The sequence below is a fragment of the Leucobacter sp. UCMA 4100 genome (assembly GCF_027853335.1).
Classification (GTDB): Bacteria; Actinomycetota; Actinomycetes; order Actinomycetales; family Microbacteriaceae; genus Leucobacter_A.
The window spans coordinates 29,139-42,120 of sequence record NZ_JAFEUS010000002.1 but is presented as its reverse complement, the minus strand read 5'-3'; the positions used below and the strand labels follow the sequence as shown (position 1 = coordinate 42,120).

Below are 12,982 nucleotides of genomic sequence, written 5' to 3'. Positions count from 1 at the left end.
CTGCGCGAGCGCCGACCTCGGTGAAGTCGTACCCTGAAACCCAAGGAGCACCCCGTGCACTGTCCGTTCTGTCGCAACTCAGACTCGCGCGTTATCGATTCACGCACCTCTGATGATGGCGCTTCGATTCGTCGCCGTAGGCAGTGCCCAAAGTGCGGCGGGCGGTTCAACACGCTCGAGTCGGCCAGCCTCATGGTGATTAAGCGCAGTGGGGTCATTGAGGCCTTCAGCCGCGACAAGGTCGTGACGGGCGTGCGTAAGGCGTGTCAGGGAAGGCCCGTCACCGACACAGACCTCGCAAAGCTCGCGCAGAACGTTGAAGAAAGCCTGCGACAGAGCGGAAGCTCACAGTTCGACGCAAACGATATCGGTCTCGCAGTACTGCCACACTTGCGTACCCTTGACGAAGTCGCGTACCTCCGCTTCGCGAGTGTCTACCAAGGTTTTGATTCGCTCGATGACTTCGAGGCAGCGATCGCCGACCTTCGTCAAACCACCTCAGAAAGCTAAGCCATGCGCCTGTACCCGACACTGTTCAAGCACGTCTTCTGCCGTATGGACCCTGAGACGGCGCACCACCTCGCATTCGCGGCGATTAAGGTGTTCGGCGCCTTTCGTTCGCCCGTGCGTTGGTTCTGCAAGCCTGACCCGAGCCTCAAGGTCGAAACGCTTGGCCTCACCTTTGAGAGTCCATTCGGTATCGCTGCCGGCTTCGATAAAAACGCCGAGGGCATTGACGGCCTTGGCGCCATCGGCTTCGGGCACGTTGAGATCGGCACGGTGACCCCGGTGGGGCAGCCGGGAAACCCCAAGCCCCGCCTCTTCAGGCTCGTCGATGACCGAGGCGTCGTCAACCGAATGGGCTTCAACAATAAAGGCTCGTGGCTTGCCGAAACGCGCATCTCGCAGGCAGCCAAACGTACGAAGCGCCCAATCATCGGTGCAAACATTGGCAAGAACCGCTCAACACCGGTCGAACAGGCGACTGACGACTACGTCATCAGCACACAGCGTCTCGCCCCCGTGGCCGACTACCTAGCCGTCAACGTGAGTTCGCCGAACACGCCAGGGCTCCGTGGTCTGCAAGAACTCGAGTCTCTCGAGCCATTGCTCGCAAGCGTCCTTGAACATGCCGCGGGCACCCCGGTGCTCGTGAAAATCGCTCCCGACATGCACGATGAGCAGATTGACGCAATCGTTGACCTCATCGTCAAGCTCGGCCTCGACGGCATTATTGCGACGAACACAACTATTTCAAGGGAAGGGCTTAAGGCCGCTCCGCAGGAGCTCACGCGAATCGGCGATGGCGGGCTCTCAGGAGAACCGCTCGCAGAACGTGCCCTCGAAGTACTGAAGCGCATTCGCTCCCGAGCACCCGAAGAGCTCTGCGTCATCTCTGTCGGCGGCATTACCACCGCAGACGATGTCATCGAGCGGCTCGACGCCGGGGCAACCCTTGTGCAGGGCTTCACCGCGTTCCTTTATGAGGGGCCCCTCTGGGCTCGAAGCATTAACCGTGGTCTTCGCAAACGAGGCTGGCGGCAGCCAAGCACCAAGCGCTAGCGCAAACAGCTCGGCCCCCTCATCTCTGTGAGAGAGGGGGCCGAGCTGTTACTGGCTTAGTGCGCTTACTGGAGCTTGTGGCCGCGCTTGACCTGAGCCTTTGGCATGCGCAGCATGCGCATTTGCAGTGAACGCATGGCAGCGTACATCTTGGTGCCAGACTGGACCCGATCCGCACCGAATCGCTCTGCGACGAGCTTGTAGGCCTTACGACCGCACAACCAGGCGTCAACGACCGAGAGTGCAACGTAGCCCCAGATGGCGCTCAGGAAGATGAGCTGTAGGCCGTCGTTCGGAATGAGCGTGAGCAGCAACACGACAACCATGAGCGGAATCATCCACTCGCCGAAGTTCAGTCGTGAGTCGACAAAATCGCGCACCAGCTTGCGCTGCGGGCCTTGGTCGCGCGCGGGGAGGTACTTCTCGTCACCCATCATCGCGCCGACACGGGCCTTCTCACGGGCCTCGCGCTCGGCGAGCTTTGCTTGGCGCTGGGCGTCTTTGTCCATCTTGCCTGGCACCAGCGGCCTTGCGTTTGCTGCCTGAGCAGCCTTTCGCGATGGGGTGGGGCGCCCCTTCGGCGCGGTCTGCTTCGACTCGCGCTGTTCGTTCTGGGTGCTTTCGCCTTTGTCAGCGGGTTCTGCCACTGTTCCTGCCTCACATATTCAATACACAGTCGTCAAGAAATTAGTACCCAGTAAGCCTACCAAGTCTGGCATGTGCTTAAAGGTGGAGTACACTGGATACCGATTGCGTTTGCCATAAACGCGTGTGAGGAGTGTGCAGCATTATGTCTGTTGAACAAGCAGTGGCAGAGGCCACGAATACCCCGGCTCACGGGGTCACTCTGAGCGACGAAGCACAGCAGAAGGTGAAGGCCTTGCTACGCCAAGAGGGGCGTGACGATTTGCGGCTTCGCATTGCGGTTCAGCCGGGTGGGTGCTCAGGTCTCATTTACCAGCTCTTCTTTGACGAGCGCGAACTCGAGAACGACGCGATTGTCGATTTCGATGGCGTAGACGTCGTGGTTGACAACATGAGCGTTCCATATCTCAACGGCGCGTCGATCGATTTCTCAGACACCATTGAGAAACAGGGCTTCACGATCGACAATCCGAATGCTGCTGGAAGCTGCGCTTGCGGCGATAGCTTCAGCTAATCACTCAAAATCCGTTAAATAAGCACGAAATCGTCATGATTACCCTAAAAGCACGGCGTGTGTCACGAGCATCAGCAGATTCACGCTAAGCTATCAGGGAGTAATCAGCTTTACGACATTACAAATAATTCACTTTCGAAAGGTATGCGGTGCGTTCCAATCGTCGAATGAAGTGGGTAGCAGCCCCGGTAGCTTTGGCTTCCGTGCTGGTGCTCTCTGCCTGCACACAAGAGCAAAAACAGGGGTTCCTCCCTGGAGAGTCGGGTGTCACGAACCACTGGGATGGCATTGCCGGTCTCTGGGTGACCTCATGGATCGTCTTGCTCCTGGTTGGCGCGATTACATGGGGGCTCATTATCTGGGCAACCATCGCGTACCGTCGCCGTAAGGGGCAGACGGGTGTTCCAGCCCAAATCCGTTACAACATGCCAATTGAGACGTTCTTCACTGCGGTTCCAGTGATGCTCGTACTCGGGTTCTTCGCCTTCACCGCACAGGAGCAGGCCAAGATTGAAGCCCGTTACGATGCGCCTGAGACCAAAATTGAGGTCGTCGGCAAGCGTTGGGCGTGGGACTTTAACTACCTCGATGAGGGTGTCCACTTCTCAGGTGTGCAGGTGCAGACCGATGAGAATGGCTCGGCCCTCCCCGAGACCATGCCAGTGCTCTACTTGCCAGTTGGCAAGACCACTGAGATCAAGCTTGAGTCACGTGACGTGATTCACTCGTTCTGGGTTGTTGAGTACCTCTACAAGAAGGACATGATCCCCGGCAAGAGCAACTACATGAGCTTCACCCCGGAGAAGACCGGTACCTACATGGGTAAGTGTGCCGAGCTCTGTGGCGAATACCACTCGATGATGCTCTTCGAGCTGCGTGTTGTTGAGCAAGACGAGTACGACGCGTACATCGCCGACCTCAAGAAGGATCCAGATAACCACGGCTTCTTGGGCGTCGACTACAACCCGAACCAGAACCTGCCTGGCGCTGGCGTGCCAGCTGACGAAGTGAGCCAAGAAGGTTAAGGCGAGAGATATCTATGTCTAAAAAAGGTAATATGGTCGTCTCGTGGATCACATCCACCGACCACAAGGTGATTGGGTATATGTACCTGATCAGCTCGTTTGCGTGGTTCTTGATCGGTGGCCTCATGGCCCTGATTATCCGCGCACAGCTGTTCCAGCCTGGCCTCGAAATCGTCGCCACGCGTGAGCAGTACAACCAGCTCTTCACGATGCACGGCACGATCATGCTGCTCATGTTTGCAACGCCACTGTTCGCAGGCTTCGCAAACGTTCTCATGCCACTGCAGATCGGTGCTCCTGACGTTGCGTTCCCGCGCCTCAATGCCTTCGCATTCTGGCTCTACACCTTCGGTTCAACCATCGCGGTTGCAGGCTTCCTCACCCCACAGGGTGCGGCATCATTCGGTTGGTTCGCATACACGCCGCTTTCTGACCAGACCTTCTCGCCCGGTGTGGGCGGTAACCTCTGGGTGCTCGGTCTCGGTATCGGTGGCTTCGGCACGATTCTCGGTGGCGTGAACTTCATCACCACGATCCTCACGATGCGTGCTCCTGGCATGACCATGTGGCGCATGTCGATCTTCACCTGGAACACCTTGATCACCTCGATCATCGTGATCCTCATCTTCCCGATCCTGGCAGCGGCCTTCTTCGGCCTCGCCGCAGACCGTATCTTCGGTGCGCACGTTTACGGGGTTGAAACAGGTGGTCCGATTCTCTGGCAGCACCTCTTCTGGTTCTTCGGACACCCAGAGGTGTACGTCATCGCGCTTCCGTTCTTCGGTATCGTTTCAGAGATCTTCCCGGTGTTCAGCCGCAAGCCGATCTTCGGTTACAAGACCCTCGTTATCGCAACGATTTCGATTGCTGCACTCTCGATGACGGTGTGGGCTCACCACATGTACGTCACCGGTTCAGTACTCCTGCCGTTCTTCGCCCTCATGACGATGCTCATCGCCGTGCCAACCGGTGTGAAGATCTACAACTGGCTCGGTACGATGTGGCGCGGTTCCATCACCTTTGAAACCCCGATGCTCTGGTCACTCGGCTTCCTCGTGACCTTCGTCTTCGGTGGCCTCACCGGTGTGATCCTTGCTTCACCGGCGCTTGACTTCCACATCTCAGACACCTACTTCGTGATCGCTCACTTCCACTACGTTGTGTTCGGTACCGTGGTGTTCGCCATGTTCGCAGGCTTCTACTTCTGGTGGCCAAAGTGGACTGGCAAGATGCTCAACGAGAGCCTCGGCAAGATCCACTTCTGGACGCTGTTCATCGGCTTCCACATGACCTTCCTCATTCAGCACTGGATCGGTGTTGTCGCGATGCCACGTCGTTACCACACCTACCTGCCAGAGGATGGCATCACCTGGATGAACCAGATCTCGACCGTTGGTTCGATGATTCTCGGTGCTTCGATGCTTCCGTTCCTCCTGAACGTATACCTGACGCACCGCAATGCGCCGAAGGTTACCGTCAACGACCCATGGGGCTTCAGCCGCTCACTCGAGTGGGCAACAAGCTGCCCGCCCCCACGTCACAACTTCACCTCGATTCCGCGCATCCGCTCAGAATCTCCCGCATTTGACCTCAACCACCCCGAGGTTACCGGCGTGAAGCAGGTTGAATACCCCGTCAAAGAACAGCATGAACTTGCTGGCGATAGTAAGTAGGGAAGGGCTCACACATGAAGAGTAATATCATCATCTTCTGGTCGCTCGCGACCTACTGCTGGGTGCTCGCAGTCGTGTACTCGGTTTGGAACTTCATTGACCACGACAGCCTCGAGTGGGTCGGTACCACCGCCCTCATTCTCTCGGGTGCACTCTCGGCCATGATTGCGTTCTACCTCGGCCTGGTCGTGAAAAACCAGGGCGGCACGCTGCACGAAGACCTCGATGACGCTGATATCGACGATGGCGATCCAGAGATCGGTCACTTCGCTCCTTGGAGCTGGTGGCCCATCGTGTTCGCCTTCGGTGGCTCAGCAGTCGTGTTCGGCTTCGCGCTCAACGGTAACTTCTTCGTCATCTTCTTCGCAGCGCCAATTCTCGTTGTTGGCGCCATCGGGTGGGTGTACGAGCACTACCGTGGAATGCACGCTCGCTAAGCATGATTATTCACACCAGACGTGCCGAGCGCGAAGATGCTTACGAGCTCTTCGCGCTCGCGCGTCAATACACGACCGGAAGAACGGCTATTAGCAAAGACGATTTCATCGTTACGCTTGATAACGTTCTCAAGTACCGCGACCAAGAGACGAACGTTCTTTTCGTGGCCTACTCAGATGAGAAGGTGCCGGTTCGTTCACTCGATGGGCTTGTCTCTAAGGGTGATGAGCCAGAGATGCGCAACAAAGTCGTCGGCTACACCCTCATGACGGTTTCTCGTCTCCTGCATGCTTCGGGCCTCACCGCCCACATCCAAGAGATTGTGGTCGACCAGGGCGTTCGTGGCCAGGGTGTCGGTGAGCGTCTGATGCAGGTCAACGAACGCTACTGCAATGTCCGTGGAGTTCAACAGATCTCAGCATCGACCGCACGCATTGGTTCGTTCTTTAACCACATCGGCTACCAGCCTGTTGGCGAGCACTACCGTAAGGTACTCGACCACGGCTAGTCGCTCGTGAATCCTTCTGTGGGCCTTCTCGTGAGAGAGGGCCCACAGTTGTTTCTGGCCCTCTCTGTCCCGTGCTGTGACGAGATCGCAGGGCCATCGTCACTCGCCTCGTAACGGCGCAGTGAATCTCACGGCCAGCTCGTAGAGCGTAAAATCGCCCCGACCAGTCATTCCACAAACGGGGCAATACAGTGGATCGCTTCGTTGGTGAAGAGGCATGCTGGGCCTTCTGGAGGCCCAGCATGCCTGTACCAGCTGAGAAGCACTGTAGCCGCGATACCGTTCAACACCGGTGAACACCCAGATGTCAGCGATGATGGCGCCGCTTGACGGTCACCCGGGTGCCGCAGCAACGTGCTCTCAAAGTCACGACGGAGTGTTAGCGACGCTTCCGGCCGCCAACACCCGTGACGCCCTCACCATCGTCTCCTATTCGCGGTATCTCTTCTCCGAAACTTGTACCCTCATCGTGGTGCGCTGGGCTCACTCTTGACAGGTCCACCGTCCCAGTAGCCGGAACGTTTGCACCCTAGATCTGTCGCGGCAGCAGCGCTGGAAACTCTGCTGCGAGCTCGTACAGTCTGTTGCACTCGAATGGTTACCGAGCGTTGAGTGGTCTCGGTCAGAACCAGGCGCCTTTGAGAAGAGCCTTGCTAGCATGCTCGTGTCCTTGAGAACGCTTCAGTATGCTCCAGAACGCTTCAGAAAGCTTCTGAGGGAACTCACCCCTTCGTCTCATCACGAGAAGGAGGCTAGCCCCTGGGGCAGGTTCTGAGCTTCACGACCATTGCGTGTCGCGGTCGTGCGGGGCACTGCGGCGTCCAGTCACAACGATGTGTCGACGCCACGTGGATCGCGGGGCACGTGCCGAGTGAAAATGAACGACCTAATGGGCCGGTGTATCGAGAAGAGCGTGCTAAGAGCAATGTTTACCGTGCGCAAAGGTGTAGCTCTCAAAGGGGCACCGTCTCCGCCTGCCGGCCGCGTTGAAAGTGCTCAGGTGCATGAAAGATGGTGGGTTCTGCACAGTGACGTGTTTGCTGCTCGAGTTACCGAGGGTTAAAGCAGTGACGCTCTTCACACATACGCATGCACGTGGAGCCCGTGGCGCAACGCAAAAGCCCCGCACCACGAAAGTGGTGCGGGGCTTGAGACTGGCGGGGAAGGACTAGTGGTCTTCGCCCGACTCGATTTCCTTCTGCGTAGGAGGAACAACGCGATCTTCGTAGAACCAGCGGCTGAAGCCAGCACGCAGGCGCTTCGAGAACGGGATGCGACCGTCAGCATCGGGGCGCAGCATGAGCGGCGCGTAATCGTGGTAGCTCACGAGGTTCCAGAGCTCGTACTCATCGACGGGCTTGTGCACCTCGACGAACTCGCCGCCCTGGAGGCGAACAATGCGTCCTGTCTCGTAGCCGTGCAGTGCGATCGACTTGTCCTTCTTCTGAAGAGCAATTGCGATGCGCTTCGTCACGTTGTAAGCAACGATCGGAGCAACGATGAGGCAGAACTGCAGGGCGTGAATCACGCCTTCCATCGAGAGCTGGAAGTGGGTTGCCATGAGGTCAGAGCTTGCTCCGGCCCACATCACCGCGTAGAACGTGACACCTGCAGCACCGATAGCGGTACGAGTAGGAGCGTTACGTGGGCGGTCAAGGATGTGGTGCTCGCGCTTGTCGCCGGTCACCCAAGCTTCGATGAAGGGGTAGATCGCAACGAGAACGAGGAAGCCACCCATGATGATCACGGGAACAAGCATGTTCCATGACCAGGTGTAGCCGAACCATTCGGTCTCCCAGCCCGGTGGGATGAGACGCAGCATACCGTCAGCAAAACCGATGTACCAGTCAGGCTGAGTACCAGCAGAAACCGGTGAGGGGTCATATGGGCCGTATGCCCACACGCCGTTGATGCCTACGAACGAAGCGATAAGCATGATGACACCGAAGACGATGAAGAAGAAACCGCCGGCCTTCGCTGCGTACACAGGAAGGATGGGGTAGCCAACAACGTTCTGCTGGGTGCGGCCTGCGCCAGGGAACTGTGCGTGCTTGTGCACGACAACGAACACGAGGTGCAGTGCGACGAACAGAATCACCAGCGCCGGCAGGACCATGATGTGCAGCATGTAGAGGCGACCGACAATGTCTGTGCCCGGGAATTCGCCACCAAAGAAGAGCCATGAGGTGTAGGTGCCCACAACGGGGAACGACTTCATGAGGCCGTCAATAATGCGAAGACCGTTACCTGAGAGAACATCGTCAGGGAGTGAGTAACCGGTGAAGCCCTCAGCCATCGCGAGGATGAAGAGGAGGAAGCCGATAACCCAGTTGAGCTCACGGGGCTTGCGGAACGCACCAGTGAAGAAGATGCGCAGCATGTGCAGACCGATTGAAGCAACAAAGAGCAGGGCAGCCCAGTGGTGCACGTGGCGCATAAGCAGGCCGCCGCGAACCGAGAATGAGATGTCCATCGTCGAGGCCATAGCCGCCGACATTTCGATGCCCTTCATCGGCACGTACGGGCCGTCGTAGATAACCTCGGCCATTGACGCCTGGAAGAACAGGGTCAGGAAGGTACCTGAGAGCAGGATCACGACGAAGCTGTACAGAGCAACTTCACCGAGGAGGAATGACCAGTGGTCGGGGAAGACCTTACGGCCGAATTCCTTGACGACGACGCCTACCTTGGTACGGTCGTCGAGGTACGTCGCTGCACGTGACGTAAAGGTGCTTGCGCCGGCAGCTGAGGTAGTTTCTTGGCTTACCTTTGTACTCACTTGAGACGCTCCCAGTAGCTCGGTCCAACAGGTTCTTGAAAGTCGCTCTGCGCGATGAGGTAGCCCTCATCGTCGACCGTAATCGGAAGCTGCGGCAGCGGGCGCTTTGCGGGACCGAAGACAACCTTCGCACCCTCAGAAACGTCGAACTGCGACTGGTGGCAGGGGCAGAGCAGGTGGTGCGTGTGCTGCTCGTAGAGAGCAACGGGGCAACCAACGTGGGTGCAGACCTTCGAATAAGCGACGATGCCGTCGTACGACCACGACTTGCGCTGTTCTTCTTCGATGAGCTCCTTGGGGTCAAGGCGCATGAGAAGAACGATAGCCTTCGCTTTTTCGTTGAGGTGGTTTTCGGCCTCGTGCAGGTTCTCGGGGATCACGTGGAAAACCGAGCCGATCTGAACGTCGGTGGCCTTGATGGCTACGCCGGATGGGTCGCGGGCAAGACGAGTGCCCTTCTCCCACATGGTGTGGCCGAAGACCTCGACGGGATCAACGTCCTGGGGGCCGAGGCCACGCAGCAGAACGATGCCGGGCAGCGGGAACGCTACAAGCGCGCCGATGAGGCTGTTGCGCACGAGCGTACGGCGGCTGAAGCCTGACTCTTCGTCAGCGATCTCGAAGATCTCAGCTGCGTCCTTACGCACCTCTGGGCTGCTGGGAATCGGGTGGCGCACGTCGATCGACTCGTGGTCTGACATGAGGGCCTTGCCCCAGTGAACAGCGCCGATACCGAGTGACAGCAGTGCGAGGGCCATCGCTGCACCAACGAACATGGTGTGCAAGCGGATGTCCATTGCATCGCCAGATTCGATGGGGAAGTACATGTAGGCAAGCACGGCAGCGAGGCTTCCGGCGAGCGACACGTAGAAGAGTGAGTAGACAACTCGCTCAGCAGACTTGTTTTTCTTCTCGTCGAGGTCTGTGACTCGACGACCATGAGGTGGTAACCCAGGGTTTTGCACTGCGTCGGGCGCAATGACGGCTGTGCCGACGAGCTCCGACGATTGCTGGCCCTGAGCTGCGATAACGGCATTATCGTTGCCGCTGTTCGCTTCCTTCGCCATGTTTCTCCTTGATTAATGACTGATGTCGTCTAAGTGAGCAGACCGAGTTAGTTTGACTTTGCAGTCACCCAAACGGTGAGCGCAATGATGCTGCCAAGACCAATGATCCAGATGAAGAGACCCTCTGAAACCGGGCCGATTGAGCCGAGTGAAAGACCGCCGACAGCAGGCTCGTTCTCAATGAGCTTCAGGTAAGTGATGATGTCAGCTTTGTCCTGAGGGGTGAGGTTTGCATCGTTGAAGACGGGCATGTTCTGCGGGCCCGTGATCATTGCTGAGTAAATGTGCGTCTCGGGCACGCCACCGAGTGGGGGAGCGTACTTGCCCTGCGTCAGCGCACCACCGGCGGCTGAAACGTTGTGGCACATTGCGCAGTTAATGCGGAACAGAACGCCACCGTTTGCTGCGTCACCGTCGGCCTGAAGGTATTTCTGATCAGGCAATGCGGGTCCGGGGGCCAGCGAAGCGACAAAAGCCGCGAGCTGCAGCGTCTGCTCCTCGGTGAACTGCTTCGGCTTCACGATGCCCTGGGGGCCCTGGAAAGCGAGCGGCATACGACCGGTGCCTACCTGGAAGTGAACTGATGCAGCACCAGCACCGATGAGTGAAGGGCCGCTCATCTTGCCAGATGACTCCTGGATGCCCTCTGCGTTCATACCGTGGCAAGTTGCACAGTTTGCCGCGAAGAGCTTCTGGCCCTCATCGATTGCCTCTTGCGAGTCAAGCGAAACCTCTGCGGTTGCAGCGGTTGAGGTGAAACCCGTGTAGGCGGCACCGGTGATCAACAGACCGGTGATCACCAGAGCAGCGGTTGCAAGTGGGTGTCGACGCCCTGATTTGCGTACGTTTTTATTGGCGCGAGCCATAATCAATATCTCCTGAGCTACTTCAAGATGTAAATGACAAAGAACAGGCCGACCCACACGACGTCGACGAAGTGCCAGTAGTACGAGACTGCCATGGCGCTGGTCGCTTCTTTGTGGGTGAAGTTCTTCACGGCGTACATACGGCCAATAACGAACAAAAATGCTACGAGACCGAGGGCAACGTGAATGCCGTGGAACCCTGTGGTCATGTAGAAGGCTGCACCGTAAGCGTCGGCAGGAAGGGTAATGCCGTGCTCAACGAACTGTGCATACTCCCAGGTCTGCCCGGCCACGAAGATCGCGCCGAGGGCGAAGGTGAGGTAGAACCATTCGATGGCACCCCAATCCTTCAGAGCCCAGCTCGTGCGTCGTGGCTGCATCCGCTCTGCCGCAAAGACACCTGCCTGGCAGGTGAATGAAGACAGAACGAGGATGGCCGTAATGGTCAGCGAGAACGGGAAGTTGTGCTTCGCGGTCTGGTACTCCCACAACTCTGGCGCCATGGCGCGGAGGGTGAAGTAAATGGCAAAAAGACCCGCGAAGAACATCACCTCGCTGCCAAGCCACACGATGGTGCCTACGGCAACGGTATTAGGCCTCTTCACGGAAGCCGCTGCTGTTTTGGTATTCATAGTGCTCTTCGTCACTCCTCCATTATGGCTGAAAATTTGGTGTGTGTTTTCCAACTGCTCTCGGCGTGGCACAAATTTGACCAATATCTCATCCACTTTACCTCACTTTTTGAATCCTGATGACAAGCTGTGAGCGCGCGCCGTATTTGGCGTTTTTCACGGCGTGTTGTTTGTGAAAAACCGCGAACAACTAGACTTGAGGTCATGGAAATTACGCACACCTGGCCGAATGTCCTTGATCAACTGCTCGGAGCTGAAGAGCTCAGCATGGCGCAGGCGGCTTGGGCGATGAACGAAATCATCACCGGTAACGCGTCTGACGCACAGATTGGCGGCTTCCTCACGCTTCTCGCGGCTAAGGGTGTCTCGGTTAACGAGATCGTGGGCTTCCGTGATGCGATTCTCGACACGGCAATGCCCGTGGGGCTCGAGCCCGACTGCGTCGACATTGTCGGCACCGGCGGCGACCGTTTCGGTACCTTCAACGTCTCGACGACCGCGTCGATCATTACCGCGGCAACCGGCGTGCCCGTTGTTAAGCATGGCAATAGGGCGGTCAGCTCTAAGTCAGGAGCCTCTGACGTTCTCACCGAACTCGGGGTCGATCTCGATTACCAGTCAGACAACATCACCGAGGTCTTTGACGAAACGAATATCTCGTTTGTCTGGGCTGCGAAGTTCTTGAGCGGGTTTAGGCACGTCGCAACCGCTCGGGCAGATCTCGGCATTCCGACCGTCTTTAATTTCCTCGGACCGCTCTGCAACCCTGTGCGCCCTGAAGCGAACGCGGTTGGCGTCGCTGACATTCGTCAGGCACCGTTGCTTGCTGGTGTTTTCCAGTTCAGGGGCGCTTCAGCACTCGTCTTCCGCGGTGACGACGGGCTTGACGAGCTTTCGACCACGGGCCACTCCCACATCTGGGAGGTGAGCCGTGGCTCGATCACCGAGCACGACATCGACCCCCGTGACGTTGGGCTTCCGGTGGCAAAGATCGCCGATCTTGTCGGGGGAACGCCAGCAGAGAACGCTGTGACGATCCGCCGTATTCTCGAGGGTGAGCACGGGCCAGCTCGCGATATCGCGCTACTCAACGCCGCCGCGGGCATGGTTGCGTACGACCTCTACAAAGACCCAGCAACGGCCGAACTTGGCATGCACCAACGACTGCAGTCGAAGATTGAGATCGCGGCAGAAGCCGTCGATTCTGGCAAAGCGCTTGATCAGCTCGCTCGCTGGTCGAAAGCGACGCACCCAGCAGGGGCATAAGCGAGG

At 57.8% G+C, this 12,982-nt stretch carries 13 protein-coding genes; 8 read left to right on the top strand and 5 right to left on the bottom strand.

The annotated features are described in order from the left end of the window. Positions 1-54: 54 nt before the first annotated feature. A complete protein-coding gene (gene nrdR / locus JSO19_RS00420; protein WP_270909083.1) occupies positions 55-510 on the top strand; it encodes a transcriptional regulator NrdR in 456 nt (151 codons plus the stop codon). Between the two features lie 9 nt (positions 511-519). Beyond that, positions 520-1,563, top strand: coding sequence for a quinone-dependent dihydroorotate dehydrogenase (locus JSO19_RS00415; protein ID WP_442915701.1), 1,044 nt, complete (start codon positions 520-522; stop codon positions 1,561-1,563). Positions 1,564-1,628: 65 nt separating this feature from the next. Here the strand turns inward: JSO19_RS00415 and JSO19_RS00410 are convergent, their stop codons facing one another. Beyond that, positions 1,629-2,210, bottom strand: a complete 582-nt coding sequence (locus JSO19_RS00410; RefSeq protein ID WP_270909081.1) for a DUF3043 domain-containing protein — start codon at positions 2,208-2,210, stop codon at positions 1,629-1,631. 143 nt (positions 2,211-2,353) lie between these two features. Here JSO19_RS00410 and erpA point away from each other — a divergent pair, with 143 nt between their 5' ends. The 5 genes from erpA (at position 2,354) to JSO19_RS00385 (ending at position 6,366) form a co-directional block, all read left to right on the top strand. After that, positions 2,354-2,722, top strand: coding sequence for an iron-sulfur cluster insertion protein ErpA (gene erpA / locus JSO19_RS00405; RefSeq protein WP_217132192.1), 369 nt, complete (start codon positions 2,354-2,356; stop codon positions 2,720-2,722). A 167-nt stretch (positions 2,723-2,889) separates the two neighbouring features. Then, complete coding sequence (gene ctaC, locus JSO19_RS00400) at positions 2,890-3,747, top strand: aa3-type cytochrome oxidase subunit II (RefSeq protein WP_270909080.1); 858 nt, start codon at positions 2,890-2,892, stop codon at positions 3,745-3,747. A gap of 14 nt (positions 3,748-3,761) precedes the next feature. Then, complete coding sequence (ctaD, locus tag JSO19_RS00395; RefSeq protein WP_217132195.1) at positions 3,762-5,420, top strand: aa3-type cytochrome oxidase subunit I; 1,659 nt, start codon at positions 3,762-3,764, stop codon at positions 5,418-5,420. 14 nt (positions 5,421-5,434) lie between these two features. Continuing rightward, positions 5,435-5,857, top strand: a complete 423-nt coding sequence (gene ctaF, locus JSO19_RS00390) for an aa3-type cytochrome oxidase subunit IV (RefSeq protein ID WP_270909079.1) — start codon at positions 5,435-5,437, stop codon at positions 5,855-5,857. 2 nt (positions 5,858-5,859) lie between these two features. Beyond that, complete coding sequence (locus tag JSO19_RS00385) at positions 5,860-6,366, top strand: GNAT family N-acetyltransferase (RefSeq protein WP_270909078.1); 507 nt, start codon at positions 5,860-5,862, stop codon at positions 6,364-6,366. A gap of 1,168 nt (positions 6,367-7,534) precedes the next feature. Here JSO19_RS00385 and qcrB read toward each other — a convergent pair. Genes qcrB through ctaE form a run of 4 tightly spaced genes read right to left on the bottom strand, consistent with a single transcriptional unit; the run spans position 7,535 to position 11,710 of the window. Next, positions 7,535-9,145, bottom strand: coding sequence for a cytochrome bc1 complex cytochrome b subunit (qcrB, locus tag JSO19_RS00380; protein WP_270909077.1), 1,611 nt, complete (start codon positions 9,143-9,145; stop codon positions 7,535-7,537). Further along, positions 9,142-10,212: a cytochrome bc1 complex Rieske iron-sulfur subunit gene (qcrA, locus tag JSO19_RS00375; RefSeq protein WP_270909076.1), complete on the bottom strand. Its 1,071-nt coding sequence runs from the start codon at positions 10,210-10,212 to the stop codon at positions 9,142-9,144. The genes qcrB and qcrA overlap by 4 nt, the downstream gene beginning before the upstream one ends. 47 nt (positions 10,213-10,259) lie before the next feature. Continuing rightward, on the bottom strand, positions 10,260-11,078 hold the full coding sequence (qcrC, locus tag JSO19_RS00370) for a cytochrome bc1 complex diheme cytochrome c subunit (RefSeq protein ID WP_270909075.1): 819 nt from the start codon (positions 11,076-11,078) through the stop codon (positions 10,260-10,262). A gap of 17 nt (positions 11,079-11,095) precedes the next feature. Then, complete coding sequence (gene ctaE / locus JSO19_RS00365) at positions 11,096-11,710, bottom strand: aa3-type cytochrome oxidase subunit III (RefSeq protein WP_217132216.1); 615 nt, start codon at positions 11,708-11,710, stop codon at positions 11,096-11,098. Between the two features lie 204 nt (positions 11,711-11,914). Between ctaE and trpD the strand changes: the two genes are divergently transcribed. Further along, the gene (gene trpD / locus JSO19_RS00360) at positions 11,915-12,976 is read left to right on the top strand and encodes an anthranilate phosphoribosyltransferase (protein ID WP_270909074.1); all 1,062 of its coding nucleotides are present in this window, start codon (positions 11,915-11,917) and stop codon (positions 12,974-12,976) included. Positions 12,977-12,982: the final 6 nt, after the last annotated feature.